The organism is Rhizobium sp. OAE497 (genome assembly GCF_040546565.1).
Taxonomy (GTDB): Bacteria; Pseudomonadota; Alphaproteobacteria; order Rhizobiales; family Rhizobiaceae; genus Rhizobium.
The window spans coordinates 268,882-289,519 of sequence record NZ_JBEPOA010000002.1 but is presented as its reverse complement, the minus strand read 5'-3'; the positions used below and the strand labels follow the sequence as shown (position 1 = coordinate 289,519).

General features: G+C 62.7%; 16 protein-coding genes. 7 read left to right on the top strand and 9 right to left on the bottom strand.

What is annotated here, in order from left to right; genetic code table 11:
• Window positions 1-33: 33 nt before the first annotated feature.
• From cyoD to cyoA, 4 genes are read right to left on the bottom strand one after another with little or no spacing between them, the layout of a single operon-like run.
• The gene (cyoD, locus tag ABIE40_RS20875) at window positions 34-393 is read right to left on the bottom strand and encodes a cytochrome o ubiquinol oxidase subunit IV (RefSeq protein ID WP_199625582.1); all 360 of its coding nucleotides are present in this window, start codon (window positions 391-393) and stop codon (window positions 34-36) included.
• Entirely contained in the window at window positions 393-1,013 is a 621-nt protein-coding gene (gene cyoC / locus ABIE40_RS20870) for a cytochrome o ubiquinol oxidase subunit III (protein WP_502944821.1), read from the bottom strand. Before cyoC ends, cyoD begins: the two co-directional genes overlap by 1 nt.
• 9 nt (window positions 1,014-1,022) lie before the next feature.
• On the bottom strand, window positions 1,023-2,999 hold the full coding sequence (cyoB, locus tag ABIE40_RS20865; RefSeq protein ID WP_199625580.1) for a cytochrome o ubiquinol oxidase subunit I: 1,977 nt from the start codon (window positions 2,997-2,999) through the stop codon (window positions 1,023-1,025).
• A complete protein-coding gene (cyoA, locus tag ABIE40_RS20860; RefSeq protein WP_354541095.1) occupies window positions 2,999-3,697 on the bottom strand; it encodes a ubiquinol oxidase subunit II in 699 nt (232 codons plus the stop codon). The genes cyoB and cyoA overlap by 1 nt, the downstream gene beginning before the upstream one ends.
• Between cyoA and ABIE40_RS20855 the strand changes: the two genes are divergently transcribed.
• The gene (locus tag ABIE40_RS20855; RefSeq protein ID WP_354541094.1) at window positions 3,669-4,037 is read left to right on the top strand and encodes a hypothetical protein; all 369 of its coding nucleotides are present in this window, start codon (window positions 3,669-3,671) and stop codon (window positions 4,035-4,037) included. The genes cyoA and ABIE40_RS20855 overlap by 29 nt on opposite strands.
• 264 nt (window positions 4,038-4,301) lie before the next feature.
• On the opposite strand, the gene ABIE40_RS20850 is transcribed toward ABIE40_RS20855, so the two are convergent.
• The 4 genes from ABIE40_RS20850 to ugpB all read right to left on the bottom strand — a co-directional run bounded on the left by ABIE40_RS20850 (window position 4,302) and on the right by ugpB (window position 8,462).
• Window positions 4,302-5,348: a sn-glycerol-3-phosphate import ATP-binding protein UgpC gene (locus ABIE40_RS20850; RefSeq protein WP_199625578.1), complete on the bottom strand. Its 1,047-nt coding sequence runs from the start codon at window positions 5,346-5,348 to the stop codon at window positions 4,302-4,304.
• Entirely contained in the window at window positions 5,348-6,196 is an 849-nt protein-coding gene (gene ugpE, locus ABIE40_RS20845; protein ID WP_112516416.1) for a sn-glycerol-3-phosphate ABC transporter permease UgpE, read from the bottom strand. Before ugpE ends, ABIE40_RS20850 begins: the two co-directional genes overlap by 1 nt.
• A gap of 9 nt (window positions 6,197-6,205) precedes the next feature.
• A complete protein-coding gene (gene ugpA / locus ABIE40_RS20840) occupies window positions 6,206-7,087 on the bottom strand; it encodes a sn-glycerol-3-phosphate ABC transporter permease UgpA (RefSeq protein ID WP_112714517.1) in 882 nt (293 codons plus the stop codon).
• Window positions 7,088-7,151: 64 nt separating this feature from the next.
• Window positions 7,152-8,462 (bottom strand): sn-glycerol-3-phosphate ABC transporter substrate-binding protein UgpB, encoded by a 1,311-nt coding sequence (gene ugpB, locus ABIE40_RS20835; RefSeq protein ID WP_199625577.1) that lies wholly within the window; start codon window positions 8,460-8,462, stop codon window positions 7,152-7,154.
• 247 nt (window positions 8,463-8,709) lie between these two features.
• Here ugpB and ABIE40_RS20830 point away from each other — a divergent pair, with 247 nt between their 5' ends.
• The 5 genes from ABIE40_RS20830 (at window position 8,710) to ABIE40_RS20810 (ending at window position 15,530) form a co-directional block, all read left to right on the top strand.
• Window positions 8,710-9,954, top strand: a complete 1,245-nt coding sequence (locus ABIE40_RS20830) for an aconitase X (RefSeq protein ID WP_199625576.1) — start codon at window positions 8,710-8,712, stop codon at window positions 9,952-9,954.
• Window positions 9,951-10,379, top strand: a complete 429-nt coding sequence (locus tag ABIE40_RS20825; protein WP_354541093.1) for an aconitase X swivel domain-containing protein — start codon at window positions 9,951-9,953, stop codon at window positions 10,377-10,379. Before ABIE40_RS20830 ends, ABIE40_RS20825 begins: the two co-directional genes overlap by 4 nt.
• Before the next feature lie 22 nt (window positions 10,380-10,401).
• Window positions 10,402-11,433 carry a hydroxyacid dehydrogenase gene (locus ABIE40_RS20820; protein WP_199625574.1) on the top strand — a complete coding sequence of 344 codons (1,032 nt, stop codon included), beginning with the start codon at window positions 10,402-10,404 and terminating at the stop codon, window positions 11,431-11,433.
• A 95-nt stretch (window positions 11,434-11,528) separates the two neighbouring features.
• Entirely contained in the window at window positions 11,529-12,434 is a 906-nt protein-coding gene (locus tag ABIE40_RS20815; protein WP_199625573.1) for a DMT family transporter, read from the top strand.
• A 123-nt stretch (window positions 12,435-12,557) separates the two neighbouring features.
• Window positions 12,558-15,530, top strand: a complete 2,973-nt coding sequence (locus tag ABIE40_RS20810) for an autotransporter outer membrane beta-barrel domain-containing protein (RefSeq protein WP_199625572.1) — start codon at window positions 12,558-12,560, stop codon at window positions 15,528-15,530.
• A 4-nt stretch (window positions 15,531-15,534) separates the two neighbouring features.
• Here the strand turns inward: ABIE40_RS20810 and ABIE40_RS20805 are convergent, their stop codons facing one another.
• Window positions 15,535-16,899, bottom strand: a complete 1,365-nt coding sequence (locus tag ABIE40_RS20805; RefSeq protein WP_199625571.1) for a Xaa-Pro aminopeptidase — start codon at window positions 16,897-16,899, stop codon at window positions 15,535-15,537.
• A gap of 258 nt (window positions 16,900-17,157) precedes the next feature.
• On the opposite strand from ABIE40_RS20805, the gene ABIE40_RS20800 reads away from it, so the two are divergent.
• On the top strand, window positions 17,158-20,628 hold the full coding sequence (locus ABIE40_RS20800; protein WP_199625570.1) for an indolepyruvate ferredoxin oxidoreductase family protein: 3,471 nt from the start codon (window positions 17,158-17,160) through the stop codon (window positions 20,626-20,628).
• Window positions 20,629-20,638 lie beyond the last annotated feature (10 nt).

The window sequence follows — 20,638 nt, the reverse complement described above, 5'->3', positions numbered from 1 at the left end:
CGACCGGCGGCTCAGTCGATGGGATGAAAGGGATCAGTCGAGCGCCTTGGCGCGCTCGATCGTCATGCCCGAGGGCATCATGTTGACGTTCGCGTTGTGGATGACCCAGAGCGAACCGGAGACGATGATGGCGATCAGCATGATCGTCAGCAGAAAGATCGTCGTGTTGCTGCGCTGGTCGGGTGCGGTGCCGAGGTGCAGGAAGAAGACGAGCTGCACGAGGAGCTGCACCACGGCAAGTACGGTGATGACAGGCAGGATCGCCTCGGAGGGCAGCACGCCGCTCATGACGGCGCCGAACGAAAGACCGGTCAGGCCGAGGGACAGCATGAAGCCCCAGACATAGGATCGCAGGCTGGCATGCGCCGCTGTTTCGGAAGGAGAGTGAGCCATCAGAGAACGCCCCTGAGATAGACGAAGGTGAAGACGCAGATCCAGATCAGGTCGAGGAAGTGCCAGAACAGGCTGAGGCAGGCGAGGCGGCGGCGCACGATGCCGTCGAGGCCGAAGCGCCAGACCTGGTGGATCATCGTCGCGAGCCACAGAAGACCGGCCGTCACATGCAGGCCGTGCGTGCCGACCAGCGTGAAATAGGCCGACAGGAAAGCGCTGCGGCTGGGGCCTGCGCCCTCGGCGATCAGCGCCATGAATTCATGGATTTCCATGACGATGAACACGGCGCCGAACACGAAGGTGATGGCCAGCCACTGCATGACCTTGGCCTTCGCGCCCGCCTGCAGATGCAGCCCGGCCATGCCGAAGGTGAAGCTGCTGATCAGCAGGATCACGGTTTCGATCGCGACGTAGGGGAGGTCGAAGATCTCCCGGCCGCCCGGGGCGCCGGCGGTATTGGCCGCCAGCACGCCGAAGGTCGCAAACAGCGTCGCGAAGATGAGGCAGTCGCTCATCAGGTAGATCCAGAAGCCGAGCACGGTGTTGCCGCCGCTATCGTGCTCGCCGTGGCCGTGATGGCCTCCGGCGTGGCTGCCGTGCTGGTCTGGTTTAACGTGAATGTTCATCCGTCAGGCTCCTTTGCGCATCAGGGCGAAGCGTGCGTTTTCGATCCGCGCGACCTCTGCGGCCGGCACGTAATAATCGACGTCGCGGTCGTAGGATCGGGCGAGGAAGGTTACGATCATCCCGGCAAGGCCGATGGCCGCGAAGACCCACATGTGCCAGATCAGCGCGAAGCAGAGTACGAAGCTGAAGGCCGAGATCACGAAGCCTGCCGCCGTGTTGCGCGGCATGTGGATGTCTTTGTATTCCCAGACGCGCTCATTCGCCTTGCCGGTCTGCTTGTCTTCCCAATGCTGCTCGAGCGAAGTGATCTCCGGCACATGGGCGAAGTTGTAGAACGGCGCCGGCGAAGCGGTTGCCCATTCCAGGCTGCGCGCATCCCAGGGATCGCCGGTGACGTCGCGGTTCTGCTCGCGGTCGCGCACGCTGACATAGAGCTGAACGAGGATCGCCAGGATGCCGAGGCCGATGATGATGGCGCCGATCAGGGCGACGACCAGGTAGGGGTGCCAGCCGGGCACCTCATAGTGGTTCATGCGCCGCGTCATACCCTTGAAGCCGAGGATGTAGAGCGGCGTGAAGGCCAGCCAGTAGCCGATCAGCCAGCACCAGAAGGAAACCTTGCCCCAGAACTCGTTGAGCGTGAAACCGAAGACCTTCGGGAACCAGAAGCTCATGCCGGCGAGGCAGCCGAAGACGACGCCGCCGATGATGACGTTGTGGAAGTGGGCGACGAGGAACAGGCTGTTATGCAGGACGAAATCGGCGCCCGGGACGGCCAGCAGCACGCCGGTCATGCCGCCGACGGCAAAGGTGACCATGAAGCCGATGGTCCACAGCGTTGCCGAATGGAAACGGATCCGGCCGCGATACATCGTGAACAGCCAGTTGAACAGCTTCACGCCTGTCGGGATCGAGATGATCGTCGTCATGATGCCGAAGAAGGCATTGACGTTGGCGCCCGAGCCCATGGTGAAGAAGTGGTGCAGCCAGACGAAGAAGGACAGGATGCCGATCGACGAGGTGGCGTAGACCATCGACTTGTAGCCGAACAGCGGCTTGCGCGAAAAGGTGGCGATCACTTCGGAATAGACGCCGAAGCACGGCAGGATCAGTACGTAGACCTCGGGGTGACCCCAGATCCAGATGAGATTGATATACATCATCGCATTGCCACCAAGCTCGTTGGTGAAAAAATGCATGTCGAAGTAGCGGTCGGCGGCGAGCAGCGCGAGCGTCGCCGTCAGGACCGGGAAGATCGCGACGATCAGGATGTTGGTGATCAGCGAGGTCCAGACGAAGACCGGCATCTTCATCAGGTTCATGCCCGGCGCGCGCATGCGCAAGATCGTCACCACGAAGTTGATGCCTGCGAGCGTCGTGCCGAGGCCGGAGACCTGCAGCGACCAGATGTAATAATCGACCCCGACCGTCGGACTGTAGGCGAGCCCCGAAAGCGGCGGATAGGCGACCCAGCCGGTGGCGGCGAAATCGCCGACGAACATCGACACCATGACGAGCACGGCGCCGACGGCCGACAGCCAGAAGCCCAGCGAATTGACGAACGGGTAGGCGACGTCGCGGGCGCCGAGCTGCAGCGGCACGACGACGTTCATCAAGCCGAGGATGAAGGGCGTGGCGACGAAGAAGATCATGATCACGCCGTGGGCGGTGAAGATCTGGTCGTAGTGGTGCGGCGGCAGGTAGCCGGCGGCGCCGTCACTGGCGATCGCCTGCTGCACACGCATCATGATCGCGTCGGCAAAGCCGCGCAGCAGCATGACGAGGCCGAGGATGAAATACATCACGCCGATCTTCTTGTGATCGACCGAGGTGATCCATTCTTCCCAGAGGTATTTCCACCAGCCGTGATAGGTGACCCAGGCGAAGAGCGCGATGCCGAGCAGGGCGACGACCGCGCCTGTTCCCATGATGATGGGTTCGTGGAGGGGGATGGCGTCGAGAGTGAGCTTACCAAACATCAGTTGTTGTTCCAGGCGGTCGGATAGGGAGTGGCAGCCGTGCAGATGTCGGAGGTGGCGGCATCCGCGGTCTGCGGCATGCGGTCGGCCATGTAGCGGTTGACGACGGAATCGAAGATGCCCGGATCGACATTGGCGTAGACTGCGGCGGGGTTCTTGATGCTCGGGGCTTCGAGCGACCGGTAGTTCTCCGCATTCAGCGTCAGCGGCGAGCTCTTGGCCTGCGCCACCCACTTGTCGAAGTCGGCGGGGCTCGTTGCCACCACGTCGAAATGCATGTCGGAGAAGCCGGGGCCGCTGAAGGCCGAGGACAGGCCGTCATAGGTGCCCTGCTCGTCGGCGATCAGATGCAGCCGGGTGCGCATGCCGGCCATGGCGTAGATCTGCGTGCCGAGCTGCGGGATGAAGAAGGAATTCATCATCGATTCCGCCGTCAGCGTGAAGTTGATCGGCGTGCCGGCCGGGATCGCCAGGTGATTGACGGAAGCGACGCCGTAATCCGGATAGATGAACAGCCACTTCCAGTTCAGCGCCATCACTTCGACGCGTACCGGCGGCAGCTTCGAATCCAGCGGCTTGTATGGATCGAGCGAATGGGTGGTTTCCCAGATCATCACGGCGAGGATGCCGACGATCAGGCAGGGGATCGTCCAGACGATCGCTTCGATCTTGGTCGAATGCGCCCAGTCCGGCGGCATAGGTCGCGTCGGTATTCGTGGCGCGGTAGCGCCAGGCGAAAAACACCGTCAGCACCATGACGGGAATGACGACCAGCAGCATCAGGCCGAGCGCGATGAGGATCAGCGTCTTTTCCTGCGCGCCGATATCGCCTTTCGGGTTCATCAGCTCGAGATGTTCGCAGGCGGTGAGCGAGGCCGCCGTCAGCAGCATCGCGCCGCCGGTGCGGAGAAAACGGAAAACGCGGGAGAGCGTGCCGCGACGGTTCGGTCGGCCGGACATCGCGTCATGGCGCATACAAAATTCTGTCATAATATGCCTTATACGCATACAATATTGATTGTGTGCTGCATGCGCTAACAGGAAAGGCCGTCGCAATCAACACGCTCGCGACGAAAGCCGACAATCTGCGACAAAGTGGCGTCGAATGAACGTCTCTAAACCGTTAATTGTATGGATTTCTGAAATAGTGGTCCATACAGTACCTCCCGACGTCGCGCAGCGCATAGGCCGCAGCAATCGGGTCGTTTGGCGAGTGGAGGGGATTGCAGGACGCAGAACGGCGACTGAGCAGCCCGTTGCCGGGCTGCTCAGGAACAGAAGATCAGGGGATGACTGCTGGGGTCAGCCGATCCGTTTGCCGTTGCCGTCGAAGAAATGAAGGCTGGATTGGGCGGCGCCGACGGTGACGCGGGAATCGATGGCGATCTGCGACCGGCCGGGAACGCGGAAGACGATGTCCTGGGCGTTCGGCAGCGTGCCGTGGACATAGCTCTCGGCACCGACCAACTCGACAGCGCCGACCCGGACATCGGCGGTGAAGGCATCGGGCTTACCGGGTTCGGCAAGGTGCAGGTCTTCCGGGCGAATGCCGAGGGTGGCGGTACCAGACGGCAGCGGCGTGGCGCCGTTGCCGAGTGCAAAGCCGCTGCCGCTGGTCTCCAAGAGGTTCATCGAGGGCGAGCCGATGAAGGTGGCGACGAAGGTGGTTGCCGGCTTTTCGTAAAGCTCGATCGGTGTTCCGACCTGCTCGATCTGGCCGCCGTTCAGGACGACAAGCCGGTCGGCGAGCGTCATGGCTTCCATCTGGTCGTGGGTGACATAGACGCTGGTCGTTGCGAGCGCCCGCTGCAGCCGCTTGATCTCGACGCGCATCTGCACACGCAGTTTGGCATCGAGATTGGAGAGCGGCTCGTCGAACAGGAAGGCCGCGGGTTCGCGAACGATGGCGCGGCCCATGGCGACGCGCTGGCGCTGGCCGCCGGAGAGCTGGCGCGGCTTGCGCTCGAGGAAGGGCTCGATCTCCAGCGATTTCGCCGCTTTGACGATCCGCCGCTCAATCTCGTCCTTCGGCGTGTTGCGGTTCTTCAGGCCGTAGGCGAGGTTCTGGCGCACCGTCATATGCGGATAGAGCGCATAGTTCTGGAAGACCATGGCGATATCGCGCTCTGAGGGTTCCAGATCGTTGACGACGCGCTCACCGATGGCGATCTGGCCCGACGTGATGCCTTCCAGGCCGGCGATCATTCTGAGCAGCGTGGACTTGCCGCAGCCGGAGGGGCCGACGAGAACGACGAGCTCGCCGTCGGCGATGTCAAGCGAAACGCCCTTGATGACTTCGACGCCGCCGCCATAGGTCTTGCGGACATCCTTGAGGGTGATTCTGGCCATTACTTCTCCGTCTCCACAAGACCTTTTACGAACCAGCGCTGCATCAGCACCACGACGAGGATGGGCGGGATGATCGCAAGGATCGCCGTCACCATCACGAAATTCCAGGGCGTTGCCGCGTCGGTGAAATCCACCATCTTCCTGAGCCCGATGATGATCGTGTTCATCTGCGCGTCATTGGTAACGAGCAGCGGCCAGAGATACTGCGTCCAGCCATAGATGAACAGGATCACGAAGAGCGCGGCGATATTGGTGCGCGACAGCGGTAGCAGGATATCGCGCATGAAGCGGAACGGTCCGGCATTGTCGATACGCGCCGCCTCCAGCAATTCGCCGGGGATCGTCAGGAAGAACTGCCGGAACAGGAAGGTTGCGGTCGCCGAGGCCATCAGCGGCAGGGTCAGTCCTGCATAGGTATCGATCAGGCCGAGATCGACGATGACCTTGTAAGTCGGCAGGATGCGCACCTCGACCGGCAGCATCAGCGTCACGAAGATCATCCAGAAGAACACCATGCGCAGCGGGAAGCGGAAGAACACCACCGCGAAGGCCGACAGGAAGGAGATCAGGATCTTGCCGACGGCAATCAGGATCGCCACCACGAAGGTGTTGAAGAGCAGCCGTTCCAGACTGACGCCGACGGCGCGCTCGACGCCGCCAAACAGCGCCTCGCTGTAATTCTCGGTGAAGTGGCTGCCGGGCAGCAACGAGATCGGCGGCTTGATGATCTCGGCAGAGGTCATCGTCGAGGCGATGAAGGTGTAATAGATCGGGAAGGCGACGATGATGATGCCGATGATCAGCATCAGGTGGCCGATGAGGCTGGCGATTGGGCGTTTTTCGATCATTTCAGGCCCTCACGCATAATGCACGCGCTTCTCGACGAAGCGGAATTGGAAAGCCGTCAGCGCGATGACGATGATCATCAGGATCACGGATTGTGCCGCGGACGAGCCGAGATTGAGGTTCACGAAGCCATCGTTATAGACCTTGTAGACCAGCGTTTCCGTCGCCTTCGCCGGGCCGCCGCCGGTCACCGAATGGATGATGCCGAAGGTATCGAAGAAGGCGTAGACGGTGTTGACGACCAGCAGGAAGAAGGTGGTCGGCGCCAGTAGCGGGAAGACGATCGTCCAGAAGCGGCGGCTGCCGCGGGCGCCGTCGATTGCGGCCGCTTCGATCAGCGACTTCGGGATCGCCTGCAGGCCGGCGACGAAGAACAGGAAATTGTAGCTGATCTGCTTCCAGGCGGCCGCGACGATGACCAGCGTCATCGCTTGGTTGCCGTTCAGAAGCGGATCCCAGAGGAAGCCGTTGCGGCGCAGGATATAGGCGAAAGTGCCCATGGCCGGATTGAACATGAAGAGCCACAGCATGCCGGCGACGGCGGGCGCCACGGCGTAGGGCCAGATCAGCAGCGTGCGATAGAAGGTCTGGCCGCGCACCACCTTGTCGGCGGCCGTCGCCAGGGCCAGCGCCACGACCATCGACAGCAGCGCGGTCAGAACGCTGAAGACGACGGTGACGTAGAGCGAATGCAGATAGTTGGGATCGGCCAATACATCGCGAAAATTCGCAAAGCCGACGAAGCCGCTTTTCAGGCCGAAGGGGTCTTCGCGCTGCATCGACTGGTAGAGCGCCTGGCTGGCCGGCCAGAAAAAGAAGACCACCGTGAGGATGATCTGCGGGGCCACCAGGAAATAGGGAAGGATCTTGTTCGGAAAGACGACGCGCTGCACGGCGATCTCCTTGGCATGAAGGGACCGCCCGCGGCCGAAGCTGCGGGCGGCATTGCGCCGTAACTTACTGGCCGATCGCCTGCTGGATTGCGGCATTGCCGCGTTCGACGGCCTTGTCGAGGGCAGCCTTTGCATCCTGCTTGCCGGCGAGCATCGCCTCGAATTCCTCGTTCATGATGTCGCGCACCTGCGGCAGGTTGACGAGGCGCACACCCTTGGAGTTTTCGGTCGGAGCCTTGCCCATCATCTGCAGGATCGGCGTTTCGCGGCCCGGGTTCTTCTCATAGAAGCCGGACTTCTTGGTGTCCTCATAGGCGGCCATGGTGACCGGCATGTAGCCGGAGACCTGGTGGAGGCGTGCCTGGATCTTGGTCTGCGACAGGAAGTGGAAGAACTGGGCGATGCCCTTGTATTCCTCGTCACTCTTGCCGGCGAAGACCCAGAGGCTGGCGCCGCCCGGAATGGTGTTCTGCGGACGTCCTTCGCCTTCATAGTAGGGAAGCTGGCCGATGCCGTAGTTCATGCCCGACTTGATGATGTCGCCGAGGCCGCCTGAGGATTCCGTCATGATGCCGCATTCACCGGAGGTGAAGAGCTGCTTGGCCTCGGAGGTGCGGCCGCCGTAGCGGAAGGTACCATCCTTGGCGAGATCGGCGATCGACTGGAAATGCTGGACGAAGAGCGGCGAGTTGAAGGCGAGCTTCACATCGGTGCCGCCGAGGCCGTTTTCGTTCGAGCCGTAGGAGATGTTGTTCCAGGCGGCGAGGTTCTCGGTCTGGATCCAGGTCAGCCAGGTGGACGTCAGACCGCAGGAGGAGGCGCCGCTCGACTTGATCTTCTTGGCGGCCTCGAACACTTCAGGCCAGGTCTTCGGCGGGTTTTCCGGGTCGAGACCGGCCTTCTTGAAGGTGTCCTTGTTGTAATAGAGGATCGGCGAGGACGAGTTGTAGGGGAAGGACAGCATGGTGCCGTCCGGCTTCGAATAATAGGCGGCGATACCAGGCAGATATTCCGACTTGTCGAACTTGAAGCCGCCCTTCTCGAGAACCTGGGCCGCCGGCATAATCGCGCCTTCGGCGCCCATCATCACGCCGCTGCCGGCATCGAAGACCTGCAGGATCGCCGGCGCCTGCTTGGCGCGGAAGGCGGCGATGCCGGCATTCAGGGCCTCCGGATAGGTGCCCTTGAAGACCGGAACGATCTTGTAGTCCTTCTGGCTGTCGTTGAATTCCTTGGAGAGCTGGTTGACCACCTCGTTATTGGCGCCCGCCATGGCGTGCCACCACTGCAGTTCGGTCACCGCGAAAGCGCTCGACGCGAAGGAGAGCGACAGGGTGACGGTTGCCGCCGATGCGGCGATGAAACGAATGGACATGGTTCCTCCCTAAGTGTCCTGCCGCGCCGTTTCAGCCGGTCACGGCTTGCCGGCGCAGATCCTCCTCGATCTCACCGGCCGGTTTCGTTGCGAAACTTTACGCATACAAAACGAAAAGAAACGAACTGGCAAATGAAATTGTGAAGGTTTTGTGACATAGTGTTTATGACAGTTTTGTCGAGTGCGGCTTTGGTCGAATTCGCAAGCCATCTTCTCTCCCGCGGGACGACCTGATAGCGTCGCCGCCATGCATTCCTCACTCCAGCTTTCCCCCGATGATCACGCCCTTCTCGATGGCCGCCACGGCGAGGCGGCGGCCTTTGCGATGCGGCTTCTGGTGCGCTTTGCCGAAGCCGTCGGCGCTCAGGAATTGGTGGATATCGAAGCGGCCCATATCGACGGCTGTCTCTATCTCGGCGAGGTCAGCCTCGATTTCGTCGAGCGTATGGTCTCATGGGGCGGGCGCGTCCGGGTGCCGACGACGCTGAATGTCGGCTCTGTCGATCTGATCCATCCCGAACTGTTTCGCGGCGAAGCGGAGCTTGGCCGCAACGGCGCGCGGCTGATGAAGGCGCATGAAGAGCTCGGCTGCGTGCCCACCTTCACCTGCGCCCCCTACCAGACGATCTTCCGGCCCCGCTTCGGCGCGCAGATCGCCTGGGCGGAATCCAATGCTATCGTCTTTGCCAATTCCGTGCTCGGCGCCCGCACCAATCGCTACGGGGATTTCATCGATCTCTGTTGCGCACTGACCGGCCGGGCGCCCTATTACGGGCTGCATGTCACGGAGAACCGCCGCGCCACCGTGCTGATCGATGTCAAAGCCTTTCCCGACGGCGATGCCGGATCGATTTGCGTTGCGGCCGGTCACGCCATCGGCCGCCGCTGCGGCGACAGGATCCCGGTTATCAGCGGATTGCCGAAGGAAAGCTCCGAGGATGATCTGAAGGCGCTGGGCGCCGTTGCCGCGTCGGCGGGTGCCGTGGCGCTTTTCCATGCCGTCGGGCTGACGCCGGAAGCGCCGACGCTTGAGGCAGCCTGCGGCGGAAAAGAGCCGGTGGAGATCATCCGTCTCAGTCGCGATGATATCCGCGAGACGATCCGCAATCTCTCGACGGTGGCGGAGGGTACGCCCCTTGCCGCGGTCAGCATGGGCACGCCGCATTTCTCGATCGGCGAGTTCGAACGGCTGATGCCGCTGCTGACGGACGAGAAGGCGGCGACCGACATCTATATCAACACGAACCGCGAGGTTCTAGCCGAACTCGAGAACCGCAGCTGGCGCGCGAGGCTGGAAGCCGCGGGCATCACGCTCGTCATCGATACCTGCACCTATGTGACGGCGATCATCCGCGACATGTCGGGCGCCGTCATGACCAATTCCGGCAAATGGGCTTACTATGCGCCGGGCAATATCGGCGTCGACGTCGCCTTCGGCTCATTGGCAGAATGCATGGCTTCGGCCCGGGCGGGCAAGGTGGTGCGGCTGTGACGCGTTTTTCCGCAACGACGCTCATGGAAGGCAGCGCGGCAGCGCCGGCGTTCGTGCTGGCCGAACCCTTGAGCTTCTGGGGCGGCGTCGATTCCGCGACCGGCCGGATCATTGACCAGTGGCATCCGCAGAGCGGCCAGTCGATCAGCGGGTCTATCCTGGTCATGGAAGCCGGACGGGGATCGAGTTCGGGAAGCTCGGTGCTCGCCGAAGCGATCCGGCTGAAAACGGCGCCTTCAGGCATCATCCTGTTGAAGCGGGACGCGATCGTCGTGACCGGCGCGATGGTCGCTGAGGCGCTCTATGGCATCGGCTGTCCGGTCGTGCTGGCGCGGGCGGAGGATTGGCCGCAGATCGTGCAGGCAGAGCGCTTGTCTGTTGTAGCCGGAGAGCGTGAGGCGCGAATTGAGATTGTGCAGCCGTGACCGGCTGCGGGAGGAGGATGGAATGACCAAGACCGAAAAGCCGCTGGCGATCAGCGCACCGGAGCCGCGCACGCTCGACCTGATCTTCAGCGACGCGGCGCGTCGCGTGCTTCATGATAAGTACGAGATCGTCGAGGCGGACCCGGAGAATATCGCCGGTCTTGGCGATGGCGTGCTCGGCAGGGCCCGCTACATCATCGGTCAGCCGCCGCTTTCGGAGGAGACGCTGGCGCGGATGACCTCGCTGCGTTGCGTGCTGAATGTCGAAAGCAATCTGATCAACAACATGCCCTATGACATTCTCTTCCAGCGCGGCATCCATGTGGTGACGACCGGCCAGGTCTTCGCCGAGCCGGTGGCCGAGATCGGCCTCGGCTTCGCGCTTTCGCTGGCGCGCGGCATCGTCGATGCCGATGTCGCCTTCCGCGAAGGCAAAGAGCTCTGGGGCGGCGAGGGCAATGCCAGCGCCCGGCTGATCGCCGGATCGGAGATCGGCATCGTCGGCTTCGGCGATCTCGGCAAGGCGCTGCGGCGGGTGCTGTCAGGCTTCCGCGCCAAGGTCCGGGTCTTCGATCCCTGGCAGCCGAAATCGATCCTGGAAGAAAGCAATGTCGAGGCGGCAAGCCTCGAAGACGTGCTGACAAAGAGCGATTTCGTCTTTGTGGTCGCGGCCGTGACCAGCGAAAACAAGGGTTTCCTCGGTGCGGAGGCCTTTGCCAGCATGCGCAAGGGGGCGGCCTTCATCCTGCTCAGCCGCGCCGATGTCGTCGATTTCGATGCACTGATGGCAGCCGTCGCCTCCGGCCATATCGTGGCGGCAAGCGATGTCTATCCGGAAGAGCCGTTGCCGCTGGATCATCCCGTCCGCAAGCTCAAGGGCTTCATCCGCTCGGCCCACCGTGCCGGAGCGCTCGATAGCGCCTTCACGAAGATGGGCGACATGGTGCTCGAAGACATGGATTTGATGGATCGCGGCCTGCCGCCGATGCGCTGCAAGCGGGCCGAACGGGAAACGGTTTCACGCATGCGATCGAAGGGCGTGAAGATCAACTGATCAAATCTTCGCGGAGGGCTATTCCTTGCATTGTAAACGCAGGCGGCTCTTGCTAGTCCGGGCCGTCCGCTCATGCATTCCTTCGCAGGCCTTCCATGTTTTCCAGATCGACCGATGAGGCGCCATCCCCGCTGGTGGGAATAGCCCTTGCGTGCATCGGCTATTCGCTGTTCGCCATCCAGGACGCCGTCGTCAAATGGCTGGTAGCCGATTATGCCGTGCCGCAGATCCTGTTCATCCGCAGCGTGATGATCGTCGGTTTCTCGGCCTTCTTCATCCATCGCAACCGGCATCCGTCGATCCTGAAAAGCCCGCACAGAAGTTCCGTTCTGCTGCGCGCGGTGCTGATGCTCGGCGCCTGGCTTTCCTACTATTCTGCGGCCCGCCATCTCGGGCTTGCCGAGATCACCACGATGTATTTCAGCGCGCCCGTGATCACCGTCGTGCTGTCGATCTTCATTCTCAGGGAAAATGTCGGGCCGATCCGCTGGCTGGCCTGCATCGGCGGTTTCGTCGGTGTCGTCTTGGCCGCCGATCCTGCCGAGGCCCCGAGCCTCATTCCGGCGAGCATGGTGTTTTTCGCCGGCTTCTGCTGGGCGTGGAGCACCATCCTCGTGCGCCTCGTCAGCCGCACGGAAAGCACGGTCAACCAGATGCTGGCCACCGGCGTGCTGTTCACCGTCGTCTGCGGCGCGGCGCTGCCCTTCGTCTGGAAGACGCCCGACCTCTTCGGCTGGACGCTGATGATCGGGCTCGGCTGCATCAGCGCCGCCGGTCAGTACATCCTCTATGAAGGTTTCCGCTATGCGCCGGCCTCGACGCTCGCGCCGATCGAATATAGCGGTCTGATCTGGGCATTCCTCTACGGCTACCTGATCTGGGCCGAAATTCCGACGCTGAATGTCGTCGCCGGAGCGGCCCTCATCGTCGGCTCCAGCCTGATCCTGATCTGGTGGGAACGCCGTCTGGTGATCATGTCGCGCCGCCGCCTGACGGCTTGAGATTGCGCTTGGATTTCAGCCGGAAGGCGAAAAACGTAAGACTTCGTTAACCACGCTTGGATAGGAGTTGTTAACCGTACCGCCGCTCCACGGCGGTGCGCGCTAGCACCGGCCGATCCAAAGATGAAACCTCTGCTTCCGGCATTTTCGCGCCGTCTCGGCCTCTTCACGGCACTGGTCTCCGCTGCCGTGCCTGGCCATGGCTATGCGCAGTCGGCGTGGTCGGGAAGCGCGGATAACGAATTCAGCAACTCGGCAAACTGGACCCCGTCTGCTCCCGGTCCCACGGACACTGCAACCGTTGATACCGGATCGCCGCAGGTCACCAATGGCGTGACGGTCGACAAGCTCGATGTCGATGGCGGCAACGTCACCATCACCAATACCGGCACATTGACGGCGACCGGCGGCAGCACGATCAATTCGGGCAGCGTCAGCATCAATGCCGGTGGCGTCCTGAATTCCGATGTCGATCTCAATGGCGGCAGCCTGTCGGTCGATGGCGATCTCAATGGCCGACTGATGCTGAACAACGGCAATGTCACCGTCAACGGCACGCTCGACAGCGGCGTGGTCGGCTCCGGTACCCAGCTGTCGAACAACGGCGTTATCGATGGCGTCGATGTTTCGTCCGGCGGCACCTTCGTCAACAACACGGGCGGCACCGCTACGTCGGTGACCAATGCAGGCACGGCATCCAATGCCGGGACGATCGGTAATCTCACCAACACGGGCGGAAATTTCACCAACAATACCGGCGGCAGGGTGACGGGAAAGACGACGGTCTCCGGTGGCACCGTGACGAACAATTTCGTCATCACCGATGCCGATGTCGCGGCCGTGGCGGCCTTCGTCAACAATAATGGCGCGACGGCAGGCAATGTCAGGAATGCCGGTACGACGTCGAATGCCGGGACCATCGCCTCGCTTCGAAACGAAGGCGGGACCTTCACCAACAATTTCGGCGGCGTCGTCACCGGCGGTACTGTTGTCACGGGCGGCACGGTTACCAACAATGCGACGTTGAATGCCGTCGATGTCGGGGCGAACGGCACATTCAGCAATGCGAGCGGCGCGACCGCGGGGGCGGTTACCAACGCCGGAACGAGCTCGAATGCCGGAACGGTTGCCTCGGTCACCAACACAGCGGGAAGCTTCACCAACAATGCCGGTGGCAGGGTCACCGGCAACACCGTCGTCACCGGCGGCACAGTGACCAACAATTTCGTCATTACCGATGCCGATGTCGCGGCGGTCGCCGCCTTCGTCAACAATAGCGGTGCCACGGCAGGCAATATCAGGAACTCCGGGACCGTTACGAATGCCGGGACGATCGCTTCGCTCCGCAATGAGGGCGGCACTTTCACCAACAATGCCGGCGGCACCGTCACCGGCATGACGACGGTGACCGGCGGTACCGCGGTCAACAACGCGACCCTGGCCGATATCGATATCGGCGCGGCCGGCAGCTTCATCAACAATAGCGGCGCCGTCGCCGGCAGGGTCACCAATTCCGGCACGGCATCGAACGACGGAACGGTGGCCGAGCTCGTTAACAATGACGGCACCTTTTCCAACACCGGCACGATCACCGGATCGGCACGGGTAGCGGGCGGTTCGCTGATCAATGACGGGACGATTTCGGGAGCCGTCGATGTCGACGACGACGGGCTCCTCTCCGGCAGCGGCGCGGTCGGTGCGCTTTCGGTCAATACAGGCGGGGTGCTCTCGCCCGGTCCGGGCATTGCGGCTCTGACGGTCAACGGCGGCGTCACATTCCGCACCGATTCGACCTATCAGGTGGATGTCAGCGGCGGTAGCCTCTCCGATACCGTGAACGCCTCGGGCGCCGTCGTTATCGACGGCGGCACGCTGGATATCCGCAGCACCGGCGGCAGCTACGGGCTGACCAACAATTATACGATCCTGAGCGGTTCGGGCATCACCGGCACCTTCGACGACATCACCAGCAACTTCGTCTTCCTGTCGCCGACGCTGACCTATGGCGCGACCGCGATCGACCTGGCGCTGGACCGCAATGCGGTGCAGTTCGCCGATGTCGCGGAGACGGAAAACGGGCGGGCGACCGCAGCGGCAGTTGAGGCGCTCGGCGGCGCAAACGCGCTCTATTCCGCCATCCTGCCGCTCGATGCTCAGACCGCCAATGACGCATTTACACAACTGAGCGGCGAGAGCCATGCCTCGCTCGAAAGTGCGCTTCTCTGGGAAAGCCGCTTCGCGCGCGAAGCCGTCCTCGACGAGATCGCCCTCGATCCCGCAAGACAGAAGGACGGCGTGCGGTACTGGAGCTCCAGCTTCTACGCATCGAACCTCTGGTCGGGAGATGGCAATGCGGCGGGCTTCGACGGCAATGTCGCGGGCGTCATGTTCGGCGCCGACGGCCCGATCTCGGATCAATGGCGCCTCGGCGCCATGCTCGGCTACAGCCACGGCGCCCCGCAGCAGGCAGAAACGGATTCCTATCACGCCGGTCTCTATGCATCGGGTCAGTTCGGCGCTGTGAACCTCGTTGGCGGAGCGATCTATTCGCACAACGATATATCGACCCGCCGAGACATCGCCTTCGGAAGCTTCACCGACCAGCTCTCCGCCGATTATGCGAGTGCGACGTCGCAGGTCTTTGCCGACCTTTCCTGGACGGGTGAACTCGACGGCATCAAGCTTCAGCCCTTCGCCAACCTCGTCTATGTCAATCTCGATACAGACGCCTTCCAGGAAAGTGGCGGGGCGGCTGCGCTATCGGGAGCAAGCGACAGCGAAGCGATCTTCGCTTCGACGATTGGCATCCGCTGGTCGATGGACTGGCAGGCGAACGATCTTCCGCTCTCCTTCACCGGCATGCTCGGCTGGCGGCATATTGCCGGTGACGTCACGCCGTCTTCGAGCTTCGCCTTTGCCGGTGGCTCGCCCTTCATCATCGATGGCGTCACGATGCCGGAGGATGCGGCAGTCGTCAGGCTTGGCGTTTCCGCCAAGGTCACGAAGACGGCCCGCCTGACGCTTAGCTATTCCGGCGAGTTCGGCAAAGGCCTGCAGTCAAGTGCTGCGCAGGCCAACCTTTCGGCGAGCTTCTAGCGGCCTAGCTTCGCACCAGCACGTTCCCCGACTTCAGCCAGAAGGGCGAGAGATAGAGCGGCGTCGAGGAGAGTGGCAGGATGTCGTCCTTCAGCGCCACGCCCAGCTTGTCGGCCATGAAGGCGCGGCGGGCGGCGATGCGGGCATGCATCGCGGGGTAACGTTTCTGGATTCCCGCCCGCAAGGCTTCGTCGGCAAAGGCGATCGCGTCTTCGCAGTTCAGTGCCCAGCCGGCCGGCATCGGCACGGGGATGACATCGACCTGGAACGGCATGCCGGAGCGCAGGCGATCCGTCGAGCCCGGGCGTACCGGCGAATGCAGCCATTCCTCGTGGCTGCCGAGATGGCCGGGATTGAGCGCGGAATTCAGGCCCGCCGATTTCAGCTTGCCGGTGACCGCTTCGAAGAGCTCGCCGCCGGATACGCCGAAGCCCGCCGTCTCGTACCATGTGATCAGCGCCTCGAAATAAGCCTTTGAGGGCTTGAGGAAATCGTCGTCGTGATCGGCAAGCAATCCCGCGCGTGATGAGAGTGCGCCCCAATAGCCGAGCGCCGTGGTGACACCGTCCCCTCGTTTCAGCCTTCGCGCCGTCGGGCTGCGCAGACCGACGATATGTTCGCCCTTGCTGACGGAGGCAAACATCGTGTGAACGTTCAGCGGATCGCCTTCGTAGCCGAGCCGCCCGAGCGCTTCGAATTCCGTATCGCCTTCGCGAACGCCGGAGACGACACGCCAGAGCGCCGTCGAGCAACGCGCCGCCGCCCATTCGAAGGCCGCGAGCTGGTCGGCATCGACCACGGCACGCAGGCCGGTTTCCGGATGCATGAGCACCTCGGTTCGATCGATGAGCCGGCCTTCGCCGCCGATGATGCGGCTCAGCACCTTGACGATGAAATCGGGGACGAAGAAACTTTGGGCGTAATCGTCATCTTCCTCGGCAGATAGATACTTCCAGCCGACGAGGCCGATGCTGTCGCCCGCCTTGATCCCCGCATCCTTCAGCCGGTCGGCGAGGCGCGGGTTCTGCGAGCGGTCCTGGCCCATCAGGCTGAAGCTCTGGGCGCGCAGCACCTCGATATCGGGCAGTCCGGCAAGCACGGTATAGCTCTCGGATTCATTGCCGGTGATGACGACCCGCCTGCCGCCCTTGCCGAGCAGCAGCAGCGCCTCTTCAAAGCGCGGCTCGAAGCCCGAGAGGTGCATGATGTTTCCGAAATGCTCGCGATCGGCATAGACGACGAGCCAATCCGTGCCCGCCGCTTTCAGCGCCGCGTCGGCGCGGGTGGCATAGGTGGTTGCCGGGATCTGCGGCTGCTCGCCGAGAGGACCGAAGTCGGGCAGGGCGACGGGTGCAAGCGTAATGGCCATGTTTCCTCCGATGCCCGCTCCAAATCGGGCTCGATTGATATGGCGAGATGGCAGGCGCCAGGTCAATTGCCGAAGGCCAGCCATTGCAAAAATGTCGTGATGGCACATTCTAATTTTCGAAAGATGCGCGGCCGCGCCATTCTTGGCCCGGAAATTCCGCAACTGGAATGATACTATCAGCATCACATGCCGAGGGAGCGGAAGAGGAGCCCTCCCCAGGCGTCATGGTTCACCACTGCGATCTCGGGAGGAGAGCAGATGCTGGCGACGAGTGTATCGCTCGACGATAAATATACGGCCGACGAAGGCCGGGTCTTCATGTCGGGATTGCAGGCGCTGGTTCGCCTGCCGATGGTTCAGATGCGCCGCGACCATGCGGCCGGGCTGAATACGGCCGCCTTCATCTCCGGCTATCGCGGCTCGCCGCTCGGCGGCTACGACCAGCAGCTGATGAAGGCGCAGCGCTATCTCGATCGGCATCAGATCACCTTCCAGCCGGGGATCAACGAGGATCTGGCGGCGACCGCCGTCTGGGGCAGCCAGCAGGCGGGGCTTTCGCCTGGCGCCAACAAGGATGGCGTTCTCGGCATCTGGTATGGCAAGGGTCCGGGGGTCGACCGCTCCGGCGACGTGCTGAAACATGCCAATGCCGCCGGCACCTCGAAACATGGCGGCGTGCTCTGTTTTGCCGGTGACGATCACTCGGCCAAGTCGTCCACCGTGCCGCACCAGACCGACCATGATTTCATGTCGGCGGTCATTCCGGTTCTCTATCCGTCCTCCATCCACGAATTCATCGAATACGGCCTGCTCGGCATTGCCATGTCGCGCTATTCCGGCTGCTGGGTCGGCATGAAGTTCATCGCCGATACGGTGGAGACCACGGCGGCCGTGGACCTCTCCGGCGAGAAGCGCCAGTTCATCATACCCAGCGATTTCGAGCTGCCGCCCGGCGGCCTCAACATCCGCTGGCCGGATCCGCCGCTGATCCAGGACGATCGCCTGCAGACCTACAAGGCCTATGCGGCGATCGCCTTTGCCCGCGCCAACCGCGTCGACGAGATCACCCATGACGCACCGCGCGCCCGCTTCGGCATCATCTCCTCGGGCAAGGCCTATGAAGACGTGCTGCAGGCGCTGCGCGAGCTGGAGCTCGGCCGTGCCGAGATGGAAGCGATCGGCATCCGCATTCTCAAGGTGCGCATGCCCTGGCCGCTGGAGCCGGAGGCCGTGCGCCACTTTTCGGAAGGTCTCGACGAGGTGCTGGTCATCGAGGAGCGTCGCGAGATCATCGAAAACCAGATCAAGCAGCAGCTCTTCAACTGGCGCGCCGATGTTCGCCCGCGCATTGTCGGCAAGTTCGACGAGCATGACAAACCCTATCTCAGTCTCTCCGCCGCGCTGACGGTCGGGGCGGTCGCCCGCGCCATCGCCGGGCGCATCCTCAAGCTCGACATGGATTCCTCGCTGCACCGGCGGATTTCTGACAAGCTCGCCTATCTCTCCGAACGCGGCCAGATCAGTCGCAGCCATGTGCCGCCGCTGCAGCGCACGCCGTTCTTCTGCTCCGGCTGTCCGCACAATACCTCGACGCGCGTGCCGGAAGGCAGCCGCGCGACGGCCGGTATCGGGTGCCACTACATGGTCACCTGGATGGACCGGAATACCGAGACCTTCACGCAGATGGGCGGCGAAGGTGTGCCTTGGACGGCGATCGCCCGTTTCACCGACGAGAAGCACATGTTCGTCAATCTCGGCGACGGCACCTATTTCCACTCCGGCATCCTGGCGATCCGCCAGTCGGTCGCCGCCAAGGTCAACGTCACCTACAAGCTGCTCTATAACGACGCCGTCGCCATGACCGGCGGCCAGCAGATCGACGGCTACATGACGCCGCAGCTGATGACCAAGCAGCTCCATAACGAGGGCGTCTCGCCGATCTATCTGCTGTCGGACAATCCGGATGCCTATGTGGCGCCGGAACTTGCCCCCGGCGTCATCGTTTTGCACCGCGATCATCTCGATCCGGTCATGCTGAAGCTGCGGGAAACACCGGGTTGCTCGGCGATCGTCTATGTGCAGACCTGCGCGGCCGAAAAGCGCCGGCGTCGCAGCCGCGGCCTGATGGAGGATCCGGCCAAGCGCGTCTTCATCAATGAAGCCGTCTGCGAAGGCTGCGGCGATTGCTCGGTGCAGTCGAACTGCATCTCGGTCGAGCCGCTCGAAACCGAATTCGGCCGCAAGCGGCAGATCAACCAGTCGACATGCAACAAGGATTTTTCCTGCGTGAAGGGCTTCTGCCCCTCCTTCGTCACTGTGAAGGGTGGCGAGCGCAAGAAGCGCAAGGCGGTCGAACCCGTCGATGCCGACATTCCGATGCCCGTCATCCCCGAGATCGGCGACCGCCCCTGGAATATCGCGATTGCCGGCGTCGGCGGGACCGGCATCCTGACGATCGGTGCCGTGCTCGGCATGGCCGCCCATCTCGACGGCAAGGTGCCGATGATCCTCGATATGGCCGGCCTCGCCCAGAAGGGCGGCGCGGTGATGAGCTATTTGCGCATCGGCCGCGAGCAGAAGGACGTGACCTCGCCGCGTATCGTCAATGGCGGCGCGGATCTGCTGCTGGCCGCTGATGACGTCGTCGGCGCCTCGAAGGATGCGATCACGCTCTGCAAGACCGAGCGCACCACCGCGATTGTCAATACAGGTTTGATGCCGGTTGCCGATTTCGTCCGCAATCGCGACTTCGATTTCAAGACCGGCTCCGTCATGCACACGATCGCCAAGACCGTCAGCGACCGCTCGGTGTTCCTCGATTTCGGCCATGCAGCGACCGCCCTGACGGGCGACGGCATCAATACCAATATCCTGCTGACCGGCTTTGCCTGGCAGTCAGGTCTGGTGCCGCTGTCGCTGGAATCGATCGAAAAGGCGATCGAGCTGAACGGCGTGGCCGTCAAGGCAAGCCGCGCCTCGTTCAATTGGGGGCGTCTTCTCGCCCACGATCCGGAAGCCGTCCGCGCCGCAATGGGCGAGAAGGAAGAGCGCAGGACGCTCGCCGACATGTCCTTCGCCGAGGTCGTCGCCCATCGAAAGGCGCATCTTACCGCTTATCAGGATGACCGGCTTGCCGCCCGCTTCGGCGCTCTTGTTGAGGGTGCGAAGGCTGCCGCGGCAAAGGCAGGTCTCTCGGACAAGGTTCCCTTCGCCGCTGCCGTCACCTATTCACGGGTGCTTGCCTACAAGGACGAGTATGAAGTGGCCCGGCTGCTCACCGATCCGGCTTTCGAGGCGAAGATGCGCGAGGAGATGCAGGGCGATTTCCGCCTTGTCTTCAACCTCGCCCCGCCGGTTCTCTCGGGCAAGGATCCGAACGGCCGGCCGAAGAAGCGGGAGTTCGGCGCCTGGATCCTGCCGCTGCTGCGCGGTCTTGCTCGCTTCAAGAGCCTGCGCGGCACCGCACTCGATCCCTTCGGCTACCTGCATGAGCGCAAGTTCGAGCGCCGGCTGATTTCCGATTACGAGAAGGTGGCGGCCCGCGTGCTTGCCAAGCTCGACGGCGGCAACGAAGCGGAGGCTCTTGCCATTCTGACGCTGTTCGATGAGATTCGCGGCTACGGGCCGGTCAAGGAGGCGGCCGCCCGGACGATCATGGATCAGGTCGAGACGCGTCTGAAGGCTTACGAAACATCGGGTGAGCCGGCACGTATGCCGGACGCCGCATAGGCGACGGTCT